The sequence below is a fragment of the Acinetobacter lwoffii genome (assembly GCF_022809915.1).
GTDB lineage: Bacteria > Pseudomonadota > Gammaproteobacteria > Pseudomonadales > Moraxellaceae > Acinetobacter > Acinetobacter lwoffii_M.
Window position 1 is genome coordinate 14,546 of the sequence record NZ_JALGQY010000016.1, and the last position, 26,522, is coordinate 41,067.

Here is a 26,522-nt window from a genome sequence, read left to right on the forward strand (position 1 = left end):
ATAAATTTTCCTTGTTCTAGAAATGCAAACGCCATCTTGGCGATGGCGTTGGTCAGATCATTTAACGATTAGGTAAAATGTCTTTCAATGCCTCATGCATGTCGAGTAAAACTTTTTCAGTCGTTTCCCAGTCGATACAGCCATCCGTAACGGATTGACCGTATTCCATATCATTCAGGTTCGCCGGAATGTCCTGACGACCACCCTTAAGATGACTTTCTACCATAATACCAACAATTGACTTGTTTCCATCAAGAATTTGTTCGGAAATGTTTTTAAGTACAAGTGGTTGCAGGTACGGGTCTTTGTTAGAGTTGGCGTGGCTGGCATCAATCATGATCTTGGTGCTGACTTTGGCCTTGGCTAGAGCAGCTTCTGCATCGGCAACCGAGCCTGCATCGTAGTTCGGCTTGCCATTACCGCCACGCAGTACCACGTGAGCATAAGGATTGCCTGAAGTGCGAATCACAGCCACCTGGCCTTGATCATTCAGACCGAGGAAGCTGTGACCATGTTTCACAGATTGCATCGCATTGGTCGCGACCGTTAAACCGCCATCAGTACCATTTTTAAAGCCGACTGGTGAAGAAAGACCAGAAGACATTTCACGATGGGTCTGGCTTTCTGTGGTACGTGCACCAATCGCTGACCATGAAATCAGGTCTTGGTAATACTGTGGCGAGTTTGGATCAAGTGCTTCAGTGGCACATGGCAAGCCCATTTCATTTAGTTCAAGTAATAGCTTGCGACCGATACGCAGACCTTTTTCAATATTGAATGAATCATTCATGTCTGGGTCATTGATCAGACCTTTCCAACCTACGGTAGTACGTGGTTTTTCAAAATAAACCCGCATCACGATATATAAGCTGTCTTTAACTTTTTCGCTCAGCACTTTTAAGCGCTCAGCATATTCATGCGCCGCCTCTGGATCGTGAATAGAACAAGGGCCAATTACAACGAACAGGCGTTTGTCTTCACCATCCAGAATTTTACGAATCGTTTCACGACCATGCAGTACGGTTTGATAAGCAGTTTCAGTCAACGGTAACTCTGCTTTAAGCTCAGCAGGGGTTACAAGAGGAATCATGCTGTGGATATTCACGTCATCAATATCTGATGCTGAAATAGGATTTGACTGTTGTGTATTCATTGCCGTCACTGGTTCGATCATACAAAAGGTTGTTTAATAGCCCGAATATAACATGAATGATGCGTCACTTTGTTATAAAAAAGATGAATACTTCTTTGAAAAAAAAGTGATGAATCGGATAGTTAACTTAAACGGACGGGGAATTTTGATTCACAATTATCATTGCTGTTTCAGCAGGTTGAGCCGGTTTTGATTTCACAGGATTAATCATGAAATTCACGCCCAGCGCAAATAGGGTAATACCTAAAATTTTGCGGATCAGTTTTTCCGGCATACGTGAGCTGAGTAAAGTGCCGACAATAATCGCCGGAATAGACCCCACCAATAACCACATGAGCAGCATGAAATCGACGTTGCCTGAAGACATATGACCTAGACCTGCGACCAGTGTCAGTAATACCGCGTGCACCACGTCAGAGCCAATGATACGAATCATCGGCAGATTCGGGAACATCACTACAAGTGCCATGATACCAAATGCACCGGCACCCACTGAAGATAGCGTGACAAATATGCCCAAGATAATGCCCATGATGATGATAGCAACGCGCTTTTCTTTGGCTTGCAGCTTCACTTTTTCCAGATCCTGCGTCATATCCGGTAGTTCTTGTTTTCTGTATTTATTAAAAAGATTTTCGATCTGGGTGCGAAACAGAATGGATAAGCCGGTAATAGTCAGCATAAAGCCCAAGACCATGGTCAGGACGGCTTTGTAATGCGTCGATTGGCTCAGATAGTTCTCGAGTACCCAATGCGTTGCAAAAGATGCGGGAATACTGCCAACGGCCAGCCAGATCACAATCGGCCAGACAATATTCATTTTCTTGGCATGCACAAACGAGCCACAGAATTTAGAAATCGCGGCATAGAGCAGGTCAGTACCAATCGCGATATGCGGTTCAATCCGGAATAAACTGATAAGAATTGGCGTCATTAATGAACCGCCACCGACACCGGTGACACCTACACAAAAACCTACCAGAACGCCTGCTAAAATAAATTCAATCGGACCAAACATGCATATATGCCAAAATCAAAAAACGAGCATATCTTATGACTTTTGGATATAAGTCGTTGTCTTGATTATTGATTTACTTATGCATAAAAAAGATAAAGCTAGGTGAAGAATATTAGGTGATCTTTCATGTTTATTCACTGGGTTATGTATAAAGTGCGAATATAATGATTGATTTTAACTGTCCGATTTGCCCCATTTCTGTCTAATTGAATGTACCTGTAAATGTCGATTTAATTCTTTTTATGCAAGCTCCCTTATTGACTAAGTTATTCTAAACGGTGGGTTTCTTAAAATTAGAAGATACTTAAGCTTCTTCCGGAATAGCCATAGGATTATGTTAGAATCCCGATTCAATAAATTTCCATGCGGATCTGAGAGGAAACCCACTTGCTAAATCGAAAACTTAAAATTGGAATCGTGGTCGGTGAAGTTTCTGGAGATACGCTTGGCGCAAAATTGATTCGCCGTTTTAGTGAGCAAGGCATTGATGCTGAATTTGAAGGTATCGGTGGGCCACAAATGATCGCTGAAGGCTTTAAAAGCTATTATCCGATGGATATTTTATCGGTGATGGGCATTGTCGAAGTTTTAAAAGATATTAAAAAACTGTTTGCTGTGCGGGATGGTCTGGTGGAAACCTGGACTAAAGATCCGGTCGATATTTTTATCGGGATTGATGCGCCTGATTTTAACCTGCGTTTGTCAAAAACCATTAAACAAAAACAGTTACCGATTAAAACCGTGCAATACGTCAGTCCTTCGGTCTGGGCATGGCGTCAAGGCCGTATACATGGCATTAAAGCCAGTATTGATTTGGTGCTGTGCCTGTTTCCATTTGAAAAAGCGTTCTTTAAAAAATGGGATGTTCCTGCAGCTTTTGTCGGACATCCGCTCGCTAGCCAATTGCCGCTTGAAAATCCAATTCTGGAGGCTCAGACAGAATTAGGCCTAGACCCAGATCAGAAATATATTGCATTATTACCGGGAAGCCGCCGTGGCGAGATTGAGCGTTTGGGACCTTTGGTTCTGGATGCAGCTAATATTCTGCATCACAAATATCCGGATTATACCTTTCTGATTCCTGCGATTAATGATGCACGCAAGCAGCAAATCGAAAGTTTACTGGCCACTTATCCTGAGAGCTTAAAAACCCAAATTCGCTTGATGGAAAATACCAGCGCTGAATCCAAAATTGGCCGTCAGGTCATGAATGCGTCCAATATTATTGCACTGGCGTCTGGAACTGCAACGCTTGAAGCGATGTTGCTGCACCGTCCGATGGTGACTTTTTATAAATTGCACTGGCTGACCTATCGAATTGCCAAATTACTGGTAAAAATCCCATATTTTTCATTACCAAATATAATTGCTGGCAAAAAAGTGATTCAAGAACTCATCCAATCCGCTGCTACACCTGAAAATCTGGTAGCTGAAATTGAAAAACTGATGGATATTGAAGCAGCGCAGATTCAGGTTATGCAGCATATCACCATGCACAAGCAGCTACTTTCTGGCAATAGCGAAGATCCGGTCACAGCAGTATTGGCATTAGTCCAGTAATTTTAGTCTGGTAATAAAGACTGGTTCTTCTGACAATTCAGCCGGTATTGGGTCGGCGTCTGTTCAAACTGTTTTTTAAAACTTTGACTAAACGCCGTCTCGGATGAATAACCAACCAGATAAGCGATCTGCTGGATACCAAATCCACTATTTCTCAAATATTGCGCTGCCAGACGCAGGCGGTGCTGTTGCAGATAGGCAAGGGGCGGTTCACCGACAATCTGGGTAAATAACTGGGCGAATTTGGAACGTGACATATGACATTGTTCGGCCAGACTTTCTACAGTCCAGAATTGTTCAGGTTTGCCATGAATCGCCGCCAGTGCATTAGATAATTCCGGATGCGAAAGAGCATTCAGCCAGCTCGAGGCATTTTCCAGGTTTAAAATATAATCTCGCACGCATTCAATCAGTAAAATACTGACCAGATGATCCAGAATTTTGTCACGTCCGGGACGAAGCTGCTGGGTTTCCAGTGCAAGAAATTGCAAGCCGACCTGTAACCATTCCGGTGCGGTATCACCCAGAATATGTTGAATATGCAGGTATTTAGGTAATGCACTCAAAAGAGGTTTGGCCATCTGGATATCCAAGCTAGAACGAATAGCCAGTATGAAACTATGCTCCGCCGAATTTTCCCGATTGAGATCAATACATTGCTGTACATTGCTCTGAAAATAAGGATTAATCGCATGGTGCTCAGAAAAATCGGCATTGTCTGGGCAGGAAACATGATGGGAGGAACCTGCGGGTAATAGCACCAGATCACCTTGTTGCAGCTCCAGTCGATCACCATTCATGAACTTTAATTGCGCCTGTCCTTGTAACAGGATATAGGCCAGCATAAAGGGTTCATGTTGATAGTCAAAGCCGCCCGGATGAAATACATTCAGATAAAGATATTCCGATTTTTCCAGATGAATATCATCAAAAATTTTACTTAAAGCATCCATGCCTAACTCTATTCTTCTGTTTTATTTCATTTAATTGACTATAAATTTTTTAACTTTGTGATTTTAGGCCAGAATTTGGCAGCATGTGCCAAAGACGCTGACATAGCTTTTCTGGACGTTGAATACTGTTCGCTACTGCTGAAATAATCAACTATAAGTGCAGAGTAACATAAAAAAGGAAGGTCGCAATGAATGCCCCTGCACAAATCCAGAAAGCGCAGTTTACGCAGGAAGCGTCGGCACTAAAAGGTGTCAAGCTGGATAAAAAACGTTTTGGCTGGTTGCTCAGCCCAGGTCTGCCTGTGATCGGAATGGGAATTCTGGCCGGTTATCATTTTGGTCCCAAAGCCACTCAAAAAGTCTTTGCCATGGGCGGACTATTATTACTGCACGTAATCATTCCGACTCTGGATGCCCTGATTGGCGATGATGCCAATAACCCAAATGATGAGCAGATCAAGGCACTGGTTAACGATCCTTATTATGACCGCATTGTAAAAGCATTTATTCCCTTGCAAATGGCAGCCAATGCCTTTGCCGGTTATGTCGTAAGCCGGCCAAATGTGTCTTTGCTGGATCAGGTACTGCTTGGAGTTTCTATGGGTGCGATTAATGGTGTGGGGGTGAATACCGCACATGAACTCAGCCATCGTCCACAGAAAAAAGACCATTACTGGTCTCATGCCAGCCTGATGCCTTTGGGCTATAACCATTTCCGGATTGAACATCCTTATGGACATCATAAACGGGTAGCCACGCCTGAAGATCCGGCATCTTCAAAAATGGGTGAATCTTTTTACCGCTTCTGGCCACGTACCGTAATAGGTGGATTAAAATCTGCAATCCAGATTGAAAAAAGACGGCTCGAGCGTAAAGGACTGAAATTCTTTAGTCAGGAAAATGAGCTGTTTCATGGTTGGGCCATGAGTGCTGCTTATCATGCCTTGATGCTGAAGGCGTATGGCAAGAAAATTATTCCTTATACACTGACACAGGCATTTTATGGCGTCAGCCTGTTTGAGATTGTGAATTATATCGAGCACTACGGACTAAAACGCGGACAGAAAGCGGATGGTAGTTATGAGCGAACCTTGCCAGAACATAGCTGGAATAATAACAATATCGTGACCAATCTGTTTTTGTACCAATTACAGCGCCATTCTGACCATCATGCCTTTCCAAGCCGGCCATTTCAGGCGTTGCGGCATTTTGATGAAGCGCCAGAATTACCCAGCGGTTATGCAACCATGCTGATTCCAGCCTTGATTCCACCTTTATGGTACAAAATCATGGACCAGCGGGTGTATCAGCACTATCAGGGCGATTTAAGTAAGGCTAATATCTTGCCTTCCAAGCGTGCCAAGCTATTTAAAAAATTTGGTGTAAAAGACTCTGCCGCTTAATGAATTACAAAATAAAAATGCGCCGATAAAGGCGCATTTTTTGATTAATTCTGCCTAGAACCAGTCGGCTTGCATATTCAGGCAAGTATCATCCAGATGCATCAGTAATTTGGCCTGATGTTCAATTTCAGGGAATTCCCAGCGAATAAAATATTGAGCTGCCTGAATTTTCCCTGCCAGAAAAGTCTGATCTTCTGCCTGCGAAGATGTGCCAAACTTGAGTTGAGCCTGATTCGCCATTTCCAGCCATAGCCAGGCTAGGATGGTCTTACCCATCATATCCAGATACAGGCCTGAATTGGCCAAAGCTTCGCTGACTTTGCCTTGATGCAAGGCCTGGCCTAAAATCTGTGTAGTCTTTTGCACAGTGGCAAGATGCTGTTTATAGATCTTTGCGAGTTCCACTATCTTAGGTTCATGAATCTCTGACAAGGTCTTCTGGATGCGCTGCATGAGCAGATTGAGCCCTTTGCCATTATGCTGCCAGAGTTTACGTCCCAGCAGATCCAGAGATTGAATGCCGTAAGTTCCTTCATGAATCGGATTGAGCCGGTTATCACGGTAACATTGCTCCACCGGATATTCACGAGTATAACCCGCGCCGCCCAGGACCTGAATAGCCAGATCATTGGCTTTCGGACCATAGGCAGAAGGGAAAGATTTGACCACCGGGGTGATGAGATCAAGCAGAATTGCACTATCTTCATCTTGAGCTGCCTGAAGTTCATCAATTAATCGGGCTGCAAATAAGCAAAGTGCCAGCGAACCTTCTACATATGACTTTTGCGCCAGTAGCATGCGTTTGACATCGGTATGTTCAATGATATTTACTGGTTTCGAGTCAGGTGTTTTTTCATGAACTGGCCGGCCTTGCGGACGGTTTTTAGCATAATCCAGAGATTCCAGATAGCCACGATAACCAATCATGGCTGCGCCCAGACCGACACCCACACGTGCTTCATTCATCATCTTGAACATATATTTTAAGCCATGACCGGGTTCACCAATTAAATAGCCTAAGCAATTATCATTTTCTCCAAAGCTTAAAACTGTAGATGTAGTACCTCGATAGCCCATTTTGTGCAGTAAGCCAGCCAGCTGTACATCATTAGCTTCACCGAGTGAACCATCCTCGTTGGTTTTGAATTTTGGTACGATAAACAGGGAAATTCCTTTCACGCCTTGCGGCGCATCCTGAATCCGCGCCAAGACCAGATGCACAATATTTTCGGTAATGTCCTGATCGCCACCCGAAATAAACATTTTCTGGCCTTTAATTTTATAAATTCCATCTGCCTGAGGAATGGCTTTAGTGTTCAGATCGCCCAAAGAGGAACCTACATTCGGCTCTGTCATGGCCATGGTGCCAGCAAAGCGGCCACTCAACATATGCGGTAGGAATATTTGCTTTTGTTTTGGGGAGGCAAAAGCCTGTATCAGGTTCGCCGCAGCGGCCGTTAGAAAAGAATAAGCCACGGTGGACGGATTGGCCGACATAAAATAAGCATTGCAGGCCATATTCACCAAAGTGGGCAGTTGCATGCCACCATCTGCATAATCATGCTGGGCGCAAAGCAGGCCGGCATCGGCAAACTGTTGCCAGGCTGTCTTCACTTCATCAATGGTTTTGACCTGTTTGCCATCAAAGTTCGGTTCTTGTTGATCAGCTTTGGCATTATGCGGCGCAAAATAATCAGTCGCGATACCTTTTGCCGTTTCCAGAATACTGTCGAAAGTATTTTTGTCATGATCCTGATAGCGTTGCAGTTTAGTCAGCGCTTCAAGTTTGAATACGTCATAAAGCTGGAAATGCAGATCTTTATCATTAATCAGTTGGGTCACGGTACTATCCTGAATGTGCAATCCTTGAGATAGCATCAAGACTAGCAGTTGCTTTTATTGAGGAGGATTGTCAATAATGACATGAATCGGGTGAAAAGTGACAATTAGTAAAGTATGCAACAGGTGGTGATTTTAGGCTTTCATGGGGCTCTGGCTTCGGCCATTACGGGTGTGGTCGATTTATTTACCATGGCTGGCGTAAGCTGGAACCGGATCCAGCAGCAGGACGTACAGCGCCTGTTTAAGGTGAGTATCGCCAGTCCGGAGGGACATCCGATTCGGTGTATCAATGGGCTGCAGTTGCAGGCACATTTTTCTTATCAAGAGATTCAAACTGCAGATATTCTGGTGGTACCGACCATCGCTGCACCGATTCAGGATGTATTGCAACAGAATCCAGAACTGATTCATTTTTTAAAATCTGCACATGCAGAGGCGACTTTAATTGCAGGAAACTGTACGGGGAATTTTTTTCTGGCAGAAGCAGGCATTTTAGATGACCGGATTGCAACAACACATTGGGGTTTTCAGGAAGTGTTTCGTTCACGCTATCCTAAGGTGAAACTGAATGCCGATCTGATGATTAGCCGGGATCAGAATATCTATTGTGCGGGTGGAGGCCTGGCTTGGTTTGACCTGGGTTTACATCTGATTGAGCGCTGGTATGGCTTTGAGGTGGCCATGCAATCGGCTAAATCTTTTGTAATTGATTACCGCCGTGATAGCCAGTTGTCTTATTCATTGCTGAATATTGGCCAGCCGCACCATGATGAACTGGTACAAAAAATCCAGAACTGGCTAGAGCAGCATTTTCATGAAGATTTTAGTTTGAACCAGCTGGCAGAGCAGTTTAATGTGACTGGCCGAACCCTGATTCGACGCTTTAAACAAGCCTTAGACATACCGCCCAATCAATATCTACAAGCGATCCGGATTGAAGCCGCACGTAAACGACTGGAAGAAACCGATCAAGCTGTGGATGTGATTATGCAAAATGTCGGCTATCAGGATCCAAGTTCATTCCGCCGTTTATTTCATAAAAAAACCGGTCTGACGCCGTTGGAATATCGGCGCCGGTTTAGTCGGCGCTTTTAAAAGCTTTTAATGAGAAGGCTGTACTTTTCCTGCTTTACGGCCATGCAGAAGGTAATACCAAACCAGGCAGCTCAGGGTGAGCAGCGCCGAGAACAGATAAAGCTGACGATAACCAATCTGATCCAGCAGCATACCCAGGAAATAAGGGCCAAAACCAAGACCGGCATCCAGGGCAATAAAGAAGGTTGAGGTAGCAAGCCCCATACGCTGCAATGTCGTACTTTTCACCGCAATGGTTTGACACACTGACTGGATATTACCAAAACCAAAACCAAGCAAGGCAGCACTGGCAAGTAACATCACAGAGTTTTGCGCCTGACTGAGGAGCAATATCCCCAGTGCCATAATCACAATGGCAGGATAGATAATGATATTTTCGCCTTTACGATCCATGAGCGGGCCGGTAAAAGGACGCGAAAGCAAAATGGCAAAGGCATACATTAAGAAAAAGAATGATGCTGCTTCGACCAGATTAATGTCTTTGGCATAAAAATGAATAAAGGACAATATGCCTGAATAAGAAGTAGCCACCAGCAGTACAATCAGTGCAATCGGTAGGGCATTCGGTTCAATATACTGGGCCAGTTTACTGGTGCTTTGCGAAGTAGAATCTGCTGACGAATGACCTGCCTTAAGGCGTGGTGGCTGGATGAACAAGCCACAAATCAGGCAGCTGAGCGCAACGATACTGGTAAAGATGAAAATTACCTGATAATTAAAATTTGTCATCAGCCAGATTCCGGCAAAGGGACCAATCGCTGTGCCGAGGGTGCTGCTCATGCTGAAATATCCAATTCCTTCACCACGTCGTGTGGCAGGAATGGTCTGTGCAATCACTGTACCCAGTACAGTAGAAGCCATACCCATCATAAAGCCATGTATCAGACGGATGCCTAGTAAAACTTCCAGCTTGGCCGGAATCATATACAGTCCGGAAAAGAGTAGGAAACCAGTCAGGCCAATGACAAGCGTATTTTTTAGGCCCAGACGATTCAGTAATTTTCCGATCAATAAGCGTCCGAATAGGGTGCCGACAATAAACAGACCTGATACCAGACCGGCTTGTGCAGTCGAAGCCCCTAGCTCAGCCACTGAGTAGCCGACAATCACAATCACCAGTAAGTAGAACACCAGAACCAGCTGGAAATTCACCAGACTGATCAGGATAAAATTGGGCGTCCATAAAGGCGCTTCTTGTTCTTGGCTCATTGAGGTCTGTCCTGAGATGAGGGATATAACTGCTGAATGAGTTGGATTAAGGTTTTTTTACTGCCTTCAAGATCATCTGATTCAACGTGCTCAAGCAACTGATCTTCAAATGCATCGATCTGTTTGGAACACATCGCAAAGGTCTCAATTCCTTGCTCACTCAACTTGAACAGCTTTTGACGTTTGTCTTCAGTTTCGAGTTGGGCAATCAGATCGAGTTCAACCAGTTGCTGAATCCGCTTAGTAATACCGGGCTTGGATACATTGAGATAACTGGAAATATCTGCCAGCGTGCATTGTTGCTTTGACTGGATGACGTATAACACCTGCCATAAGGAATAATTTAATTGAGATGACAACAAGATCGTATTGATCTCATCGCTCATCAGTCGTGCGCAGCGTAATAACAGCGTACGAAGTCGGGGAGATTCGGAAAACATATGGTTAGTTAACCTGGGTAACTAAATTTAGGCCTAATTTACGCCTGTTTTATCTAAAGCTCAAGAGGAGAGTTTTAAAAATTATTCAGAGTAATATTTTCTTTATCAGCAAGAGTTACATAGTTTAACCTGATTAAAAAATAATCAACAAAAGACTACATACTTTTTATAACAGCCACGCCTAAGCTAGCCATGTCACTAGAAAAATTCATGACTTAAAAATTGAAGGGCAAAGATGCCAAATAACAATGCATAGGTGAAGCTTATGACTCTGGGTTTAACTGCATTAGAGTTAGCACGAATACAGTTCGCCTTTACTGTATCTTTTCATATCATTTTTCCGGCAATTTCTATTGGCTTGGCCAGCTTTCTGGCCATTCTGGAATGGCGCTGGCTCAAAACCCAAAATCCGATTTTTCAGGATCTATTCAAATTCTGGGTGAAAATTTTCGCTGTGGCATTCGGGATGGGTGTCGTCTCTGGTGTGGTCATGAGCTACCAGTTTGGAACCAACTGGAGTGAGTTTTCCCGGGTGGCAGGCAGCGTGACTGGACCTTTATTGGCCTATGAAGTACTCACCGCTTTCTTTCTGGAAGCGGGCTTTCTGGGCATCATGTTATTTGGCTGGGGGCGAGTGGGACCAAAGGCGCACTTTTTCTCGACCTTGATGGTTGCGATAGGCACCTGTATTTCCATGTTCTGGATTCTATCGTCCAATAGCTGGATGCAGACCCCACAAGGCTTTGCGATTGAAAATGGCCTGATTGTGCCGCAAGATTGGCTTGCTATCGTGTTTAACCCATCTTTCCCTTATCGTCTGGCCCATATGGCCATGGCTGCCTTTCTGGTTTCCGCCTTACTGGTCGCTGCTACAGCCGCATGGCATCTGATCAAAGGCCGTCGTGATGCACTGGTCAAGACCTCATTTTCCATGGCGATGTGGCTGCTTCTAGTACTAGCACCTTTACAGGTCATCGTCGGTGATATGCACGGTATTAATACCCTTGAGCATCAGCCAGCAAAACTTGCAGCTATGGAAGGACACTGGGAAACCAATCATGATGAAGGCATGCCCTTATACCTCTTTGGTATTCCAGATATGGAAGCCGAAGAAACCAAATATGCAGTCGCAATTCCCAACTTGGGTAGCCTGATTTTAACCCACTCGATGGATGGCAAGGTTACGGGACTTAAAGACTTTGCACCTGAAGACCGGCCGAATTCGCTGGTGGTGTTCTGGAGTTTCCGAATTATGGTTGGACTCGGCGTGCTGATGTTGTTACTGGCATTATGGGGAGCGTGGGCACGTACCCGAGGCCGTTTTTATGAATCCCGTGCATTGCACCGATTCGCCTTGATTATGGGACCTTCTGGATTTATTGCCATGCTGGCGGGATGGTTTACCACAGAAGTCGGCCGTCAGCCTTGGGTGGTATACGGCATCATGCGTACCAAGGATGCATTGTCACCGGTTTCTGCTGAGCAGGTGGGGCTGACCCTAATTATTTTTGTAGTCGTCTACTGTGTGGTATTTGGTATCGGAATTTACTACATGTTGCGCCTGATGCACAAAGGCCCGGATTTTATTCATACCCGACCAGATCATGAATCAGATAGCGATGTAGTTCAGGCTTCACGCCGACCATTAAGTAGTATTCGCGAACGTATCGAAGAAGTTCCTGAACAACCGGATCAGGAGGATAAAAAATGATTGATTTATCATTAATCTGGATTGTGATTATTGGTTTGGGTGTATTGATTTATACTATTCTTGATGGTTTCGATCTGGGCATCGGCATCTTGTTTCCTTTCTTTCCGCATCAGGATGAACGTGATGTCATGATGAATACCGTGGCTCCGGTCTGGGATGGCAATGAAACCTGGATGGTATTGGGCGGTGCAGGATTGTTTGCAGCTTTCCCACTCGCTTACTCGACCGTACTCTCGGCGCTGTATATGCCAATTATTCTGATGGTGATTGCCTTGATTTTCCGCGGCGTGGCTTTTGAATTCCGCTTCAAGGCCAACCGCAGCAAACATTGGTGGGACAAAGCTTTTATCGGTGGTTCTGCAATCACCAGTTTCCTGCAAGGCATGATTTTAGGGGCTTATATTCAGGGCATTGAAACTCGAAATGGTGTTTATGTTGGTGGGGGGCTGGACTGGCTCACTCCATTCAGTATTTTCACCGGAATCAGTGTGGTGGTGCTCTATGCGGCATTGGGATGTGGCTGGCTGATCTATAAAACTGGAGATGACTTACAGGATCGAATGTTTAAACTGATGCCTAAGCTGATTATGGCCTTGCTGATCATATTGGGTGCTGTCAGTATTTATACGCCGTTGACTCATCCACAGATTGCCGAACGCTGGTTCAGTCAGCCACAATTTACCTATTTTATGCCAGTTCCAGTTCTGGTTCTGCTATTTACCTGGCTGGCCTTACGTGCCTGTAAAAGACGCAGTGAATTAGGCCCATTTACCTATATGCTTGTTCTGGTTTTCCTTGCCTATACCGGATTCTTGATAAGTTTATGGCCATATATTATTCCGCCAAGCGTAACAATCTGGCAGGCAGCAGCGCATGAAAATAGCCAGCTATTTGCCTTGATTGGAGCCTTGATCCTGATTCCAATTATTGTGATTTATACCGGTATGTCCTATTGGGTATTCCGGCATAAGGTCAGGGTCGGCGATGATGGCTATCATTAAGGAGTGGTCATGAAAGGCAAACAGGTATTATGGTTTGTAGGATTATGGCTGGCAGGATTTTTAACGCTGGCCCTGATTGCTGGCGCATTCCGCTTTCTGGTGCATTTGGCTTATTAAATTAGTAAAACTAAAAAAATGAAAAAAGTGATCTGAATGTCCTGATCACTTTTTATTATTTGCCATTTATCTTTGATAAAACCAAATTTACGATTTTACCTGTTTACGATACACACTTGGACGTACAGGACGAGTATGTTTCCAAAGGCCTTTTTTCTGTTTCTTAGCTTTATTTTGCAATTCCATCATATAGCGTAAATGGTTTTTATCCTTGATATATTCTTCATAGACCCACGCTGCACCACGTTTGACAATCTCTTCATTGATATTTTTGCGATAGCGGTAGACCACACCGACACAGCGGCCATAACGGTCAATATCGGTAATCTTGACCCGAACCATTTTATTATTCACCATGCTTTTGACCAGACGCTGCGATTCCTTGCCATAGGCTTGTGATGATTCAGGGGCATCGACAAAAGCAAAGCGCAATTTGGTCTCAGAGCGACGAATGTTAAAACGGTAGCAGGTGAGGGTATCACCATCACTTACGGCTTTTACACGGCACCAGTATTTTTTGCCTTTCTTAAAAGGGCGGAAAACATCTTTTAAATAAACTGTAATTTTATGCAGCAGATAATAAGAAAAACATAGCAATACTAAGCCCAGCACAATTTGCCAGGTGATGGAGAGATTTAACAAAGGCAAGATCCAAATCAGCAAAACCAGCTGTAAAATCACAGCTAAAAGTCGAGCCATTTTAGAGCAAAGCCAGTAGATCTACGGATTAAAAGCTAATCACTCAGTGTTTAGTTTTGTACCAGCTAAAATAGCCTAAGTATATTTTTCTGGCGAAAAGATGAATCTGCAACCATCTAAACTTATATATAAAATAGCCTAAGCAATTTAAATTTCTTTATAAATAGCCTAAGTAAAAATTTTATAAATTTCAGCTCTCAAAAATTGATGTCTCTTATTCTCGTGCAAAGCCTTATGCCAATATATCCCCATATTAATTTTCGGCAGTTCCACAGGGACTTCAAAAATATTTAGACTGGTAGCCAATTGTAAATGTACCAATACATTTTTAGGAATAGTCAGCATAGCTGTCTTTTGTTGTTCCAAAATTTGCAGAGCAGTTGAGTAATGCTGACAGCGTAAAAAAATCTGTCGTGAATATTGTTTACGGCTTAAATAAATATCCTCAACTAAAACGCCAGTACGGCGTGATGACACGCCAATATGAGGTGAGGCAAGATAAATCTGCTCATTCATTTCTGTTAATTGTGTACACACTACAAATTCATCTTGAACCAGACGCTCAAACTGGATTTTTTCAGCAATGTTTTGTTCCAGATCTATGACAAAATCGACCTGTTGAGAGGCGAGGTCTGCTGCTATATTTTTACGGTCCAGCTTCATGCTGCTAAGTTGAATTTCCAGATTGAGTTGTTGAAAGTGCTGAACCAGTCTGGGAAAGATCATTGGCTCAATTTCATCATGTACGGCAATTTTCAAACTCTGAATCATTTCCGGTCTGAAGTGCTGATGCTGTATTGAAATATTTTGAATCGCAAAAAGTGCATTCTTCAGCTCAGGATAGATCTGTTCCGCAAACGGCGTAGGTTGCATTTTGCTGCCAGTACGTACAAATAAATCATCCTGTAAATGCTGTCTTAAACGTTGTAAAGCATGACTGGCAGCAGACTGGCTAACTGATAAAATCTGTGCAGCTTTAGAAATACTGTTCTGCTCATAAATTGCCATAAAAAGCGGATAAAGGTTAATGTCGATACGATGAAAATTTCGCAGGTCCATGACTGTTTTAGAATGAATGCTATGCATAATAATGTATGGAGTAAAATCATTTTATTCATAATAGGTTTTGGGTTAAGGTGTTGTAAAGCGTATGAATTAGAATATTTAGAGGGATAAAGAGATGTTTGAGCTTTCAGCACGTGCACAAGATTATTTAAATAGAACCAAAAAATTTATTGCTGAGGAAATTGAACCAGTTGAAGCTGATTTCTGGCAGCAAGTTCATGAGTTGAACCAAGGCGGCGACTGGACCAAATGGCAATGGCCTGCAGAACTGGAAAGCTTAAAAGCCAAAGCCAAGGCAGCTGGCCTCTGGAATATGTTTCTCCCTTGTCCTGAACGTGGCCAGGGTTTATCGGTTCAGGAATATGCACATATTGCCGAACTTTCAGGTCGTAGCCTGATTGCACCAGTCGTATTTAACTGTAATGCGCCAGATAGCGGCAATATGGAAGTATTGTGGCGTTATGGTTCTGAAGAACAAAAACAAGAATGGCTGATGCCACTTTTAGAAGGAAAAATCCGTTCAGTCTTTTGTATGACTGAACCTGCAGTTGCATCCAGTGATGCCACCAATATGCAGGCAACGGCGATGGTGGAAGGTAATGAGATTGTTTTGAATGGCCGTAAATGGTGGTCATCAGGTCTGGGCGATCCTAACGCCAAAATCATTATTTTTATGGCACATACTCCAGATGAAACAAAAGACCGTCATCATCAGCATTCGATGGTTCTAGTTCCGGTAAATACCGCAGGGGTAAAAATTGAACGTATGCTGCCAGTGTTTGGTGACTACGATGCACCACATGGCCACGGCGAAGTCAGTTTTGAAAATGTCCGCGTTCCGGTAGCGAATTTTATTGGTGGCGCCGGTCAGGGTTTTGAAATTGCTCAAGGTCGTTTAGGACCAGGCCGTATTCATCATTGCATGCGCTGTATTGGTGCTGCGGAAAAATCCTTAGAGTTGATGATTGACCGTGGTATGAGCCGGACAGCATTTGGCAAAGAGATTTTAAAACTCGGCGGTAACTTGGAACGTGTCGCGGAAGCACGGGTTGCGATTGATCAGGCGCGTCTTTTGACCTTGTATGCCGCCTATAAAATGGATACTTTAGGGAATATGGCAGCATTGACTGAAATTTCTGCAATTAAAGTCGTTGCGCCAAGTGTGCTGGAAAAAGTTGTTGATATGGCCATCCAGATCCACGGCGGTGCTGGTGTTTCTCGGGATACACCATTAACCGGATTTTTTGCTCAGGCACGTGCCTTGCGTTTGGCTGATGGCCCGGACGAAGTGCATAAGGGCATGATTGCCAAACTGGAACTGGCAAAACGTGGCTACAGTACTCGTCGCAAAAAATAAGCTGGCTTTAACTAGAAAATTGCAACGTATTAAAAAATTTTAAGGAAAAATTATGGCGGTTATTGATGTAGGTGGAGCAGTTCGTGCAGGTGAAGAACTGGATGTACAAGCCATCACCAATTGGTTAATTCAGCAAAATGTGAATGTTGAAGGCCCTGTGCAAGTGACCCAATATTCAGGCGGAGCTTCAAACTGGACCTACCGTTTACAGTATGCCAATGCCGATTTAATTTTACGTCGTCCGCCACAAGGTACCAAAGCCAAATCAGCCCATGATATGGCACGTGAATATCATGTGCAGAAAGCCTTGGCTGAACATTATCCCGTCGTGCCTGAAATGGTCGCGCTTTGTCAGGATGAATCAGTGATTGGTTGTGATTTCTATGTGATGAAACGGCTTGAAGGAATTATTCCTCGCGCCAAAATGCCAGCTGAGCTGCAGCTTACTGAATCCGATATCCGGACTTTATGTATCAATGTGATTGATAAACTGATCGAATTGCATCAGGTGCCTTATCAAGGAACTGAACTTGAAAATCTCGGTAAGGGTGAAGGCTATTGTCGCCGTCAGGTCGAAGGCTGGGATGCCCGTTATGAAAAAGCCAAAACGCTTAATGTTCCATCGTTTAAATATGTGCGTAATTGGCTTAAAGATAATATTCCATCAGACTCTAAAACCTGTGTCATTCATAATGACTGGCGTTTTGATAATGTCATTTTAAATCCAGGTAATCCAACTGAAGTGATTGGCGTACTGGACTGGGAAATGGCGACACTCGGCGATCCGCTCATGGACCTAGGTTCTGCTTTAGCCTATTGGGTGGAAGATACTGACAATGCCATCTTTAAGGCAACACGCCGCCAGCCGACCAATCTAAAAGGTATGTTTACCCGTAAAGAAGTGGTGGATTACTACTTGGGAAAAACCGGCCTGCAACCGGAAAACTGGGCGTTTTATGAGGTGTTTGGAATTTTCCGCCTCGCGGTGATTGCCCAGCAGATCTATTATCGTTATTACCATAAACAGACTAATAATCCAGCGTTCAAGGATTTTTGGGTGGTGATTCATGCCTTGCATATTCGTGCCTTAAAACTGATTGGCAAGCAAAAACTGGAAGCCAATGAGATTGCACAAAAGTATGTGCTTAAATTTAAAGAGATAATGCCAAAATGACAACCATTTACTTGATCCGGCATGGCCAGGCCTCTTTTGGCGCAGAAAGTTATGACCAGCTTTCGCCCAACGGTGAGTTACAAGCAAAGCTTTTGGGCCACTATTTTGATGAAATTCTGAAAGAAGCACCTTATGTGGTGGCTGGCTCCATGCAACGCCATCAGCAGACGGCGCATTTATCTCTGGATGAATGTTTTCCGGAAAGCGAGATTTTGACCGATAGCGCCTGGAATGAGTTTAATCATCAGCAGGTATTTGCGCGTTATGAGCCGCGCTTTAATCAGCCTGAATTGCTCAAACAGGATGTCTCAGAACATGAAAATCCACGGGATTATCTGAGCAAGATTTTTAGCGGTGCAATTGCACGCTGGACTGGCGATGATTATCACCATGAATATGATGAATCTTGGCCAAGTTTCAAAGCACGCGTGGAAAGCGGCTTAGAAAATCTGTGTGACCAGTTGTCCAAAAGCCGACTACGCTATGCAGTAGTTTATACCTCAGGTGGGGTGATTTCTGTGGCTGTAGGCAAAATTTTGGGCCTTAGTCCGGAGAAAACCTTTGCTCTGAACTGGGCGATTACCAATACCAGTATCACGACACTACGTCTGGTGGGTAATGAACCGCAACTACTCAGTTTAAATGAACATCATTTTATTAAAGCACAGCGTCCAGACTTATTGACCTGGATTTAAAACCTAATACGCTAGAAAAATAAAGGAATAGGGTAAATACATGGCTAAAACAATTTTAATTACCGGTGCAAGTTCAGGGATCGGCGCCGGTATGACACGTGAATTTGCGAAAAAAGGCTATAACCTGGCGATTTGTGCACGTCGTTTGGAGCGTCTGGAAATCTTAAAGCAGGAACTGGAAAGCCAATATGGCATCAAAGTCATTGCCAAAACACTAGATGTCACCGATTACGATCAAGTGTTTGAAGTGTTTCGTGCTTTTAAAGAAGACTTTGGCACCATTGACCGAGTTATTGTGAATGCTGGTGTCGGTGAGGGCCGCCGGATTGGTAAAGGTAATTTTGCTATCAATAAAGCCACGGTTGAAACCAACTTTATTTCGGCATTAGCACAATGTGAAGCTGCAGTTGAAATCTTCCGTGTACAAAACTCTGGCCATCTGGTGATGATTTCATCTATGAGTGCAATGCGCGGTATGCCAAAACATTTAACGGCTTATGGTGCAAGTAAGGCCGGCGTGGCTCATTTAGCGGAAGGCATTCGAGCTGAATTGATCGATACGCCAATAAAAGTGACCACCATTTTCCCAGGATATATTCGTACTGAAATTAATGAAGGGGCAAAAAAGCTACCTTTTGAAGTAGATGAAAAAACTGGTTCGCGTTTATTGGCAGCAGAAATTGAAAAAGCACCAGTTAAGGCTTATGTGCCGAAATGGCCTTGGTTGCCACTCGGTCTAGCCATGAAAGTATTACCACTTAAACTGGTGAACAAGTTAGGTTAAAAGCGCTCTTAGATCTATAAAAAGAGAAGCTAGAGCGCTTCTCTTTTTATTTTTTATGACAAACTAAGAAAAATTTCTGAATCAGTATTTTTTTCTAAAAAATGTATAGCTTGAATTTACAAAAAAGCGAAATTTTATAAATCCTAATATATTGATTATTAAAATAAAGTTTTAAATTATCAAAAATTATATTTTTATTTTATTGATGAATTTGCAATTAAATCAATTACTTTTAAATTTTCGTTTCATGAGAAAGACCATCTTTTACTTTTCCTAATTTTCGCCAATTTTAAGAACTTTTCCAAACTGTCCAAAACTTAGACATACTCACTCTAAAAGTGGAAAGATAACTTCTCTTTTTTAGAATTTCCTTTAATGTACAACCGTTCATAAATTAAAGGTTGTCCATATGTCTACATCTGCGGATATGACTGACCAGCAGCGAATCTCCAAGGTCAGAAGTATCGTTACCCAGGCCGGGGAAGAGGTGCGTGCTCGTTATCCCATACTCAAACATCAGAACTTTATAGGTGCGAGTATTTTAGGCTTTGCCTGGGCAGGCATGATTGCATGCGCGGTAGCATATGGAACAGGTTATCTCTCAGCATGGTTTACCATTCCCTTGATTGCGATTTTTGCGTCATTGACCCATGAATTGGAACATGACCTGATTCATTATATGTATTTCAAAAAAACACCTTGGGCACATCATTTGATGTTAGCACTGGTCTGGTTGGCACGTCCAAACACCATCAGTCCGTGGGCACGTCGTCGTTTACATTTGCATCATCATAAATATTCAGGCACTGAACATGACCTGGAAGAACGTGGTATCAGTAATGGTATGCCTTGGGGCATTCGCCGAATTCTGGTCATTAGTGACCAGTTGATGTCAGTGTATCTGCGTCCATTTCAGATGTTTAAGATGATTCATCTTTTTCTGGAAAAACAGCCTGAAAAAGAACGTAAAATTGCCATGATTTCTCAGTTATTCGGCTTTTTACCTCTCAGCATTATTTACTATGGATTGTGCTACCTGTTTGTGGTCTTTCATGGTTTAAATGCAGTTTCACCGCTATTCGGTTATGAGATGCTCTGGTCGCAAGGCATTGTCGACGCGATGCCGATTGTAAATCTGCTGGCAGTCATCTGGGTGATTCCGAACTTTATCCGTTCTTTTAGCTTGCAGTTTGTCAGCTCAAATATGCATTACTATGGCGATATTGATCCACGTGATGTGATCAAACAAACCCAAGTGCTCAATCCATGGTGGATGGTTCCGTTCCAGTTATTCTGCTGTAATTTTGGTTCGACCCATGCGATTCATCATTTTGTGGTCAAAGAGCCATTTTATATCCGTCAACTGACGTCCAAAACGGCGCATAAAGTAATGAAAGAAGTGGGCGTGCGTTTTAATGATGTGGGAAATTTTAAGCGTATGAATCGCTGGAATGACTATAAAATCTAAGCTTTAATTTCCATAAGAAATCCCGTTTTTAAGCGGGATTTTTTTATATTTATCCTTGATGTTTTACCCAATGGCAAGATGTATAAGCCTATATATTTTGCAAGAATCCTATCTTAGTTAAATTTAGGTGAACATTCATTTAAAATGCCTGCTGAGGAAATAGTTCAAAAGAATAAACTCAGGTAAAATCAAGTATATCTTTATATAAATTAGCCCACTATGTTGCTGAAAGCCGCCACCATTGCCTTGATTCCTGCACTCGTCATTCAGGGTAATCGCGTCAAGAAAAATACCTTGAAGTTGCCTGAACCACAGGGAAAACGTCAAGGTCGAACCGGAATAGGCAAAAAACTTTCTCTGCTCATTTTAGGAGATTCCGCGGCGGCAGGGGTAGGAGTAGAACATCAGGATGACGCATTACTGGGTGCAATTCTGCATGAACTGAAAGATGACTTTGAAATTGACTGGAAATTACAGGCCAAAACAGGCGATACCAGCTCAAAAGTAATTCATGCTTTGGACCAAATAGAAGTCCAGCACTATGATGTAATCGTCACGTCGGTTGGCGTCAATGATGTGACCAAACTGATACCTGTCGAGGTTTGGATTCAGAAGCAGGAACAGCTTTATAGTAAAATTCAGCAAAAATTTAGTCCGAAACTGATCATTGCTGCCGGTGTGCCGCCAATGAATATGTTTCCGGCGCTACCGAATCCTTTAGCCTGGCTATTTGGCCAGTATGCTAAACAGATGAACCAGCAACTAGAAAATTTTGTGAATCAGCAAGTGAATATGCAATGGATTGAATACGATATTGAAAAGTATCGTGCCATGAATTTACAAATGGCTGCAGATGGTTTTCATCCGAGTAAGGAAGTTTATACACTTTGGGGACAAGAAGTAGCTGGCAAGATTCGGAAGACCTTCTAAAATAGTTGAAATCTCTCAATTTAGTTAATCCTATGTCCGATATTGAAACGCATCCGCTACCACCATTTTTACCGCCCAATGCCAAATTACTGATGTTGGGCAGCTTCCCGCCACCTGCAACGCGTTGGAAAATGAACTTTTATTATCCGAATTATCAGAATGATATGTGGCGGATTTTTGGACTGATTTTCTTTGAAAATAAAGATTACTTTTTGGACTTACCTAATAAAAAATTCCAAGAACAACTAATCCGGGATTTTTTAACAGAAACGGGGATTGCGATTTTTGATAGTGGCTATCAGATCCGGCGTTTAAAGGGCAATGCTTCAGACAAGTTTTTGGAAATAGTAGTACCTACCAATATTGAGCAACTGCTCAGCCAAATGCCGCAGTGCAATCATATTATGACCACAGGCGACAAGGCCACAGACACCATGATGCTGTCCATGCCTGAAGGGACTTTAAAGCCGAGTATTGGTCAGCCAAGTCAGGCCCATTTTGTCGGACGTGATCTGTATTTATATCGCATGCCTTCATCTTCTCGAGCATATCCGGTTTCTCTGGAGAAAAAAGCCGAAAGTTACCGGACAATGTTTGAACATGTGGGTCTGGTTTAATATTTAATCCAATAATCAGGTGAAAATAGTTAAAGAAGTTTCTGGGCTGCAGATAAGAAATAAACTTACTATTTGTAAGTTGGTGGCTTTATTTATTCATATTTGGATATTCGACCCAGCGATAGCTACTGATCTTAATCTCCCGCACATGATGAAAGCTTGACCAGATTAACTGGCTACCTTTGGTCCATTTTAAAGCTCGAATACGCGACTCCACCTGTTGTATTTCCTCAGGCGAGGCCGGACGTAAAGGACCAATTTCTCCATATAAGCGTACTCCTGGATAACGCTCAAATTTACCTTTCAACAGTGCATGAAACCAAAACAGTTTGCTACTGTTCACGGCTTGTATGCAGGCCAGTGGCTGATACTGTAAATTTTCACAGAACGTAGTCGAATAAGTATCAAAAAAGAAACCCGTGCTGGTCTTTTTGTTGAGGAATACGGTTCCGATCGGAGTAATGCTAGGAAAGCCTTTAGAGTTGACCGTTGCAATAGAGCAATGCATGGCAGCCCGTTGTGCATCATCGACCACCTGGCGAATCTGTTGCCATTCACTATCAGAAATCATGTCTTGATTCTCTTATTATTTTTTATAAATTTTATAACAAGTTACCCAGCTCGGCATTGCCTGAAAAAATTGAAGCTGAGGCAGTTTAATCAATTTTAAACGTTATTCAGATTATAAAAAAGAGCCATATGGGCTCTTTAAAAAAATGTAAAACTCGGCGATTAGCCATCGTATTCGACATAATCCCACAAATTTAAACGTGCTTTAATTTCCTGACGGATCTCGGGCAACATCGGCAAAAGAGTGCCATCAACCCATAAGCTCAACGCTTGGGCAGAAAGTACTTGCTGCTGTTCATCGACCAGTTGTGCACCTTTCAACATAATACCGGTCTCATCAGTGGCTTTGGTTTCTACACCTTTAAATAAAACCTGTAGTTCATAACCGCTATCCTGAATCAGCCATTCCAATTCGAGCTGAATATTTTCAGTGGATTTCAAAACCACTTGTCCCTCGACCGTATCGGAGTCGGACAGACAGTCATGTTCCACCCGAATTTTGGCCAAATACCATTCTTGCTGGGATAAATCATGGAGGGTTTTTACAGGCGTCAGAATATCACTGAACTTAAACTGACGGCTTAGATCAAAAAATTGCATGGGAGTGGAGGGCGAACAATCGCAAAATACGAGAAAAATGTAATTCTAAAGTAAGCGCAATAGACTGTAAAACCCTTTAAACGATGATTGGACTAAGTTAATTTAAGCGGTCATTCTCAAAATACTGGCTTTTCATGTCGTCGTAATTGTGAGGTCATTCTAATGTCATTACATTAACCATTCACCGGGAAATTTCGTCACCAGATTCATCATAAAACGCTGAAATTTTGTAGTTTCCGGATCATGTAAATGCTGAATACTACGGCCATCTTTTTGATGTTCCAGCCAAATCATTTCATTTTTTTCGTTCAGTTTAAGTTGATAAGCCACGCGTGGTAAGTACTGATCCATCGCACTGGTGATTTCCTTCTGAAAATCTTCCGATTCAATGACCAGACCGACTTCGGTATTCAGATAGGCTGAACGCGGATCAAAATTAAATGAACCGACAAACACCATGCCATCCAGATCAAAAAATTTGGCATGCAAACTGGAGCTATTTTTGTTTTTAGCCGGGATGATGTCTCCAGTCATAATTTCATACCAGGTCCGTTCCGGACGGACAATGTAGGGTTTAAATTCCCAGAGTTCGATGCCACTTTTCAATAATTGCTGACGATATTGCTGATAATAGGCATGCACCGCAGCCACATCATTGGCCTGAAAAGAGTTAGTCAGGATTCTGATTTTCACACCCTGTTGCGCACGGCGGGTTAAATAGTCGGCCCCTTTTTGCGTGGGAATAAAATATGAGGACACCAGTTCCAGATGTTTTTTTGGCTCACCCATTAATTCAAGCATATGGGTATAAATATAATCGCCATTTTTGGCATGAGGACGGGCTTTTGCGGGACTATCCGCAACAAAATAAGCCGGAGCCCAGTGCATCGGTTGTTTTTTTAAGTGTTGTTCGACTTGTTTCTCGGCAATACCCACCCGGCGTTTAAGTTCAGTTTCATCAACATCTTCACGTTCAAATTCAGTTCTGAGCCTTTTGAGCATTTCAGGATGGCCGGTATCATTCAAGACCTGTCGAACGTCATAACTCAGATCATCATTCCAGAAGTTAATAAAGGTCTGATTGGCATCTGTTACGCTTTGCCCCGCGAAGAATATATCCACATCGGTGAATTGAAAATCTTCACTGGCATCAAAATATTCACTGCTGATATTGCGGCCACCAGTCACGGCTGCAGTTCCGTCCGCAATGATTAATTTATTGTGCATGCGATGATTGACCTTTTTCATCCGGAAGCCATAATCCAGCGCACGTAAATGACGAAATTTATAGGGATTAAAAATCCGGACTTCAAAATTTGGATGTTGGCTGAGAGCAAGAAGCTTGTCATCAAGCTGGGTGCCATTTTGATCGTCAATCTGAACCCGCACTTTGACACCGCGATCGGCGGCTTTGAGTAATTGGGACAAGATCATATTGCCAATATAATCATCCTTCCAGATGTAATATTGCAGATCCAGATGATATTTGGCTTTGTTAATCAGATGCAGACGTGCTGCCATACTCATAAAGCCATCGTAGAGCGGCAAGAAAGCCGTTTTACCGCTATTGATCTGCTGTTTTGAAAGTTGATTGTCGATCCAGTGCGCCGGTCGAACCGGCGTGATTTTCGCTTCTTCAGCAGTGTTGGGAGCCAGTTCACAGCCAGAAAGCATGATGCTAAAAGTAAAAATGCTCAAACATACAAAGGGCGAAGGTTTAGTCATTGATGTTCCATTAATTATAGGATCTTTTATTCCTTATCTGGTGATGTTAATAGTTGAATCTCCGAATAGAAAGAGGTTCCTGTTAGTCATCTGTAAATCAGCAAAAAAAGGACAGTTTTACATGAAATCACGTGCAGCAGTTGCGTTTGGTCCAGGCCAGCCATTAGAAATTGTAGAAGTGGATGTTGCTCCACCAAAAGCAGGTGAAGTACTGGTAAAAATTAGCCATACAGGCGTGTGTCATACCGATGCATTTACCTTGTCTGGTGAAGATCCTGAAGGTGTATTTCCTGCAATCTTGGGTCATGAAGGTGCGGGTGTGGTCGTTGAAGTAGGTGAAGGGGTTACCAGCCTGAAACCGGGCGATCACGTGATTCCGCTTTATACTGCTGAGTGCGGTGAATGCTTGTTCTGTAAGTCAGGTAAGACCAACCTGTGTGTTGCTGTGCGTGCGACCCAAGGTAAAGGCGTCATGCCAGATGGTACGACCCGTTTCTCTTATAAGGGCGAGCCGATCTATCACTATATGGGTTGTTCAACTTTTTCAGAATATACCGTGGTTGCTGAAGTTTCTCTGGCAAAAATTAATCCTGAAGCCAACCATGAGCATGTTTGCCTGCTGGGCTGTGGTGTGACTACCGGTATTGGTGCAGTACATAACACCGCTAAAGTTCAGGAAGGTGACAGTGTTGCAGTATTTGGTTTAGGTGGTATCGGTCTTGCTGTAGTACAAGGCGCACGTCAGGCCAAAGCCGGCCGTATCATTGTGATTGATACCAATCCGGATAAATTTGAACTGGCGAAACAGTTTGGTGCGACAGATTTCCTGAATCCAAAAGACTATGATCAGCCGATTCAGCAAGTGATTGTCGAAATGACTGGTTGGGGTGTAGACCATTCATTCGAATGTATCGGCAATGTAGATGTGATGCGTTCAGCACTAGAATGTGCGCATCGTGGCTGGGGTCAGTCGGTGATTATTGGTGTTGCCGGAGCAGGTAAAGAAATTTCAACCCGTCCATTCCAGTTAGTCACAGGTCGTAAATGGATGGGTACTGCATTTGGTGGGGTAAAAGGTCGTTCACAATTGCCGGGAATGGTAGAGCAATCCATGAAAGGTGAAATTCAACTTGAGCCTTTTGTGACACATACCATGCCATTAGATCAGATCAATGAAGCTTTTGACTTGATGCATGAAGGTAAATCAATCCGTACGATCATTCATTTTGACTAAGCTTTTTCAATTTTAAAAAAGACCGGTATTAAACCGGTCTTTTTTATGCGGCTTTCACTTGATTCAGGATACATTAGTGCATGAAAGCCTCACAGAGAGTCA

Annotated in this window: 25 protein-coding genes; 14 read left to right on the top strand and 11 right to left on the bottom strand. The window is 43.1% G+C overall.

The annotated features are described in order from the left end of the window. Nucleotides 1-61: 61 nt before the first annotated feature. Nucleotides 62-1,153 (bottom strand): 3-deoxy-7-phosphoheptulonate synthase, encoded by a 1,092-nt coding sequence (locus MTX11_RS09650; RefSeq protein WP_213032097.1) that lies wholly within the window; start codon nt 1,151-1,153, stop codon nt 62-64. A gap of 127 nt (nt 1,154-1,280) precedes the next feature. Next, nucleotides 1,281-2,171, bottom strand: coding sequence for a sulfite exporter TauE/SafE family protein (locus MTX11_RS09655; protein ID WP_004280461.1), 891 nt, complete (start codon nt 2,169-2,171; stop codon nt 1,281-1,283). A 387-nt stretch (nt 2,172-2,558) separates the two neighbouring features. Between MTX11_RS09655 and lpxB the strand changes: the two genes are divergently transcribed. Then, nucleotides 2,559-3,731 (top strand): lipid-A-disaccharide synthase, encoded by a 1,173-nt coding sequence (lpxB, locus tag MTX11_RS09660; protein WP_243474995.1) that lies wholly within the window; start codon nt 2,559-2,561, stop codon nt 3,729-3,731. 2 nt (nt 3,732-3,733) lie between these two features. Here the strand turns inward: lpxB and MTX11_RS09665 are convergent, their stop codons facing one another. Beyond that, nucleotides 3,734-4,684, bottom strand: a complete 951-nt coding sequence (locus tag MTX11_RS09665) for an AraC family transcriptional regulator (protein WP_243474996.1) — start codon at nt 4,682-4,684, stop codon at nt 3,734-3,736. Nucleotides 4,685-4,872: 188 nt separating this feature from the next. Between MTX11_RS09665 and MTX11_RS09670 the strand changes: the two genes are divergently transcribed. Beyond that, nucleotides 4,873-6,087 (top strand): alkane 1-monooxygenase, encoded by a 1,215-nt coding sequence (locus tag MTX11_RS09670; RefSeq protein WP_243474997.1) that lies wholly within the window; start codon nt 4,873-4,875, stop codon nt 6,085-6,087. A 54-nt stretch (nt 6,088-6,141) separates the two neighbouring features. Here the strand turns inward: MTX11_RS09670 and MTX11_RS09675 are convergent, their stop codons facing one another. Continuing rightward, the gene (locus MTX11_RS09675) at nt 6,142-7,965 is read right to left on the bottom strand and encodes an acyl-CoA dehydrogenase (RefSeq protein ID WP_243475021.1); all 1,824 of its coding nucleotides are present in this window, start codon (nt 7,963-7,965) and stop codon (nt 6,142-6,144) included. A 78-nt stretch (nt 7,966-8,043) separates the two neighbouring features. On the opposite strand from MTX11_RS09675, the gene MTX11_RS09680 reads away from it, so the two are divergent. Continuing rightward, nucleotides 8,044-9,024: a GlxA family transcriptional regulator gene (locus MTX11_RS09680; RefSeq protein WP_243474998.1), complete on the top strand. Its 981-nt coding sequence runs from the start codon at nt 8,044-8,046 to the stop codon at nt 9,022-9,024. 6 nt (nt 9,025-9,030) lie between these two features. On the opposite strand, the gene MTX11_RS09685 is transcribed toward MTX11_RS09680, so the two are convergent. Continuing rightward, the gene (locus tag MTX11_RS09685; protein ID WP_243474999.1) at nt 9,031-10,233 is read right to left on the bottom strand and encodes an MFS transporter; all 1,203 of its coding nucleotides are present in this window, start codon (nt 10,231-10,233) and stop codon (nt 9,031-9,033) included. Further along, nucleotides 10,230-10,673: a MarR family winged helix-turn-helix transcriptional regulator gene (locus tag MTX11_RS09690; RefSeq protein WP_243475000.1), complete on the bottom strand. Its 444-nt coding sequence runs from the start codon at nt 10,671-10,673 to the stop codon at nt 10,230-10,232. Before MTX11_RS09690 ends, MTX11_RS09685 begins: the two co-directional genes overlap by 4 nt. Before the next feature lie 265 nt (nt 10,674-10,938). Between MTX11_RS09690 and MTX11_RS09695 the strand changes: the two genes are divergently transcribed. Genes MTX11_RS09695 through MTX11_RS09705 form a run of 3 tightly spaced genes read left to right on the top strand, consistent with a single transcriptional unit; the run spans nt 10,939 to nt 13,502 of the window. Next, a complete protein-coding gene (locus MTX11_RS09695; protein ID WP_004280451.1) occupies nt 10,939-12,384 on the top strand; it encodes a cytochrome ubiquinol oxidase subunit I in 1,446 nt (481 codons plus the stop codon). Next, the gene (cydB, locus tag MTX11_RS09700; RefSeq protein WP_004280450.1) at nt 12,381-13,385 is read left to right on the top strand and encodes a cytochrome d ubiquinol oxidase subunit II; all 1,005 of its coding nucleotides are present in this window, start codon (nt 12,381-12,383) and stop codon (nt 13,383-13,385) included. The genes MTX11_RS09695 and cydB overlap by 4 nt, the downstream gene beginning before the upstream one ends. 9 nt (nt 13,386-13,394) lie before the next feature. Then, nucleotides 13,395-13,502: a hypothetical protein gene (locus MTX11_RS09705; RefSeq protein ID WP_005246144.1), complete on the top strand. Its 108-nt coding sequence runs from the start codon at nt 13,395-13,397 to the stop codon at nt 13,500-13,502. An 87-nt stretch (nt 13,503-13,589) separates the two neighbouring features. On the opposite strand, the gene MTX11_RS09710 is transcribed toward MTX11_RS09705, so the two are convergent. After that, on the bottom strand, nt 13,590-14,201 hold the full coding sequence (locus MTX11_RS09710; protein ID WP_005262794.1) for a thermonuclease family protein: 612 nt from the start codon (nt 14,199-14,201) through the stop codon (nt 13,590-13,592). 168 nt (nt 14,202-14,369) lie between these two features. After that, a complete protein-coding gene (locus MTX11_RS09715; RefSeq protein ID WP_243475001.1) occupies nt 14,370-15,287 on the bottom strand; it encodes a LysR family transcriptional regulator in 918 nt (305 codons plus the stop codon). Nucleotides 15,288-15,381: 94 nt separating this feature from the next. Between MTX11_RS09715 and MTX11_RS09720 the strand changes: the two genes are divergently transcribed. From MTX11_RS09720 to MTX11_RS09750, 7 genes are all read left to right on the top strand, one after another. Further along, nucleotides 15,382-16,623 carry an acyl-CoA dehydrogenase family protein gene (locus tag MTX11_RS09720; protein ID WP_164542840.1) on the top strand — a complete coding sequence of 414 codons (1,242 nt, stop codon included), beginning with the start codon at nt 15,382-15,384 and terminating at the stop codon, nt 16,621-16,623. A gap of 52 nt (nt 16,624-16,675) precedes the next feature. After that, nucleotides 16,676-17,797, top strand: coding sequence for a phosphotransferase family protein (locus tag MTX11_RS09725; RefSeq protein WP_213687336.1), 1,122 nt, complete (start codon nt 16,676-16,678; stop codon nt 17,795-17,797). Then, a complete protein-coding gene (locus MTX11_RS09730) occupies nt 17,794-18,492 on the top strand; it encodes a histidine phosphatase family protein (protein ID WP_243475002.1) in 699 nt (232 codons plus the stop codon). The genes MTX11_RS09725 and MTX11_RS09730 overlap by 4 nt, the downstream gene beginning before the upstream one ends. Nucleotides 18,493-18,532: 40 nt before the next feature. Next, nucleotides 18,533-19,276 (top strand): SDR family oxidoreductase, encoded by a 744-nt coding sequence (locus MTX11_RS09735; RefSeq protein ID WP_071850089.1) that lies wholly within the window; start codon nt 18,533-18,535, stop codon nt 19,274-19,276. A gap of 409 nt (nt 19,277-19,685) precedes the next feature. Continuing rightward, nucleotides 19,686-20,744 carry a fatty acid desaturase gene (locus tag MTX11_RS09740; RefSeq protein ID WP_243475003.1) on the top strand — a complete coding sequence of 353 codons (1,059 nt, stop codon included), beginning with the start codon at nt 19,686-19,688 and terminating at the stop codon, nt 20,742-20,744. 219 nt (nt 20,745-20,963) lie between these two features. Further along, entirely contained in the window at nt 20,964-21,674 is a 711-nt protein-coding gene (locus MTX11_RS09745) for an SGNH/GDSL hydrolase family protein (RefSeq protein ID WP_243475004.1), read from the top strand. Nucleotides 21,675-21,706: 32 nt separating this feature from the next. Continuing rightward, nucleotides 21,707-22,291 carry a uracil-DNA glycosylase family protein gene (locus MTX11_RS09750; RefSeq protein WP_005100141.1) on the top strand — a complete coding sequence of 195 codons (585 nt, stop codon included), beginning with the start codon at nt 21,707-21,709 and terminating at the stop codon, nt 22,289-22,291. A gap of 88 nt (nt 22,292-22,379) precedes the next feature. On the opposite strand, the gene MTX11_RS09755 is transcribed toward MTX11_RS09750, so the two are convergent. From MTX11_RS09755 to MTX11_RS09765, 3 genes are all read right to left on the bottom strand, one after another. Then, nucleotides 22,380-22,862, bottom strand: a complete 483-nt coding sequence (locus tag MTX11_RS09755; RefSeq protein WP_243475005.1) for a pyridoxamine 5'-phosphate oxidase family protein — start codon at nt 22,860-22,862, stop codon at nt 22,380-22,382. 161 nt (nt 22,863-23,023) lie between these two features. Beyond that, on the bottom strand, nt 23,024-23,461 hold the full coding sequence (locus tag MTX11_RS09760; protein ID WP_243475006.1) for a hypothetical protein: 438 nt from the start codon (nt 23,459-23,461) through the stop codon (nt 23,024-23,026). A 168-nt stretch (nt 23,462-23,629) separates the two neighbouring features. After that, a complete protein-coding gene (locus tag MTX11_RS09765; protein WP_243475007.1) occupies nt 23,630-25,186 on the bottom strand; it encodes a phospholipase D family protein in 1,557 nt (518 codons plus the stop codon). Nucleotides 25,187-25,307: 121 nt separating this feature from the next. On the opposite strand from MTX11_RS09765, the gene MTX11_RS09770 reads away from it, so the two are divergent. After that, a complete protein-coding gene (locus MTX11_RS09770; RefSeq protein ID WP_243475008.1) occupies nt 25,308-26,420 on the top strand; it encodes an S-(hydroxymethyl)glutathione dehydrogenase/class III alcohol dehydrogenase in 1,113 nt (370 codons plus the stop codon). The last annotated feature ends 102 nt before the right edge of the window (nt 26,421-26,522 follow it).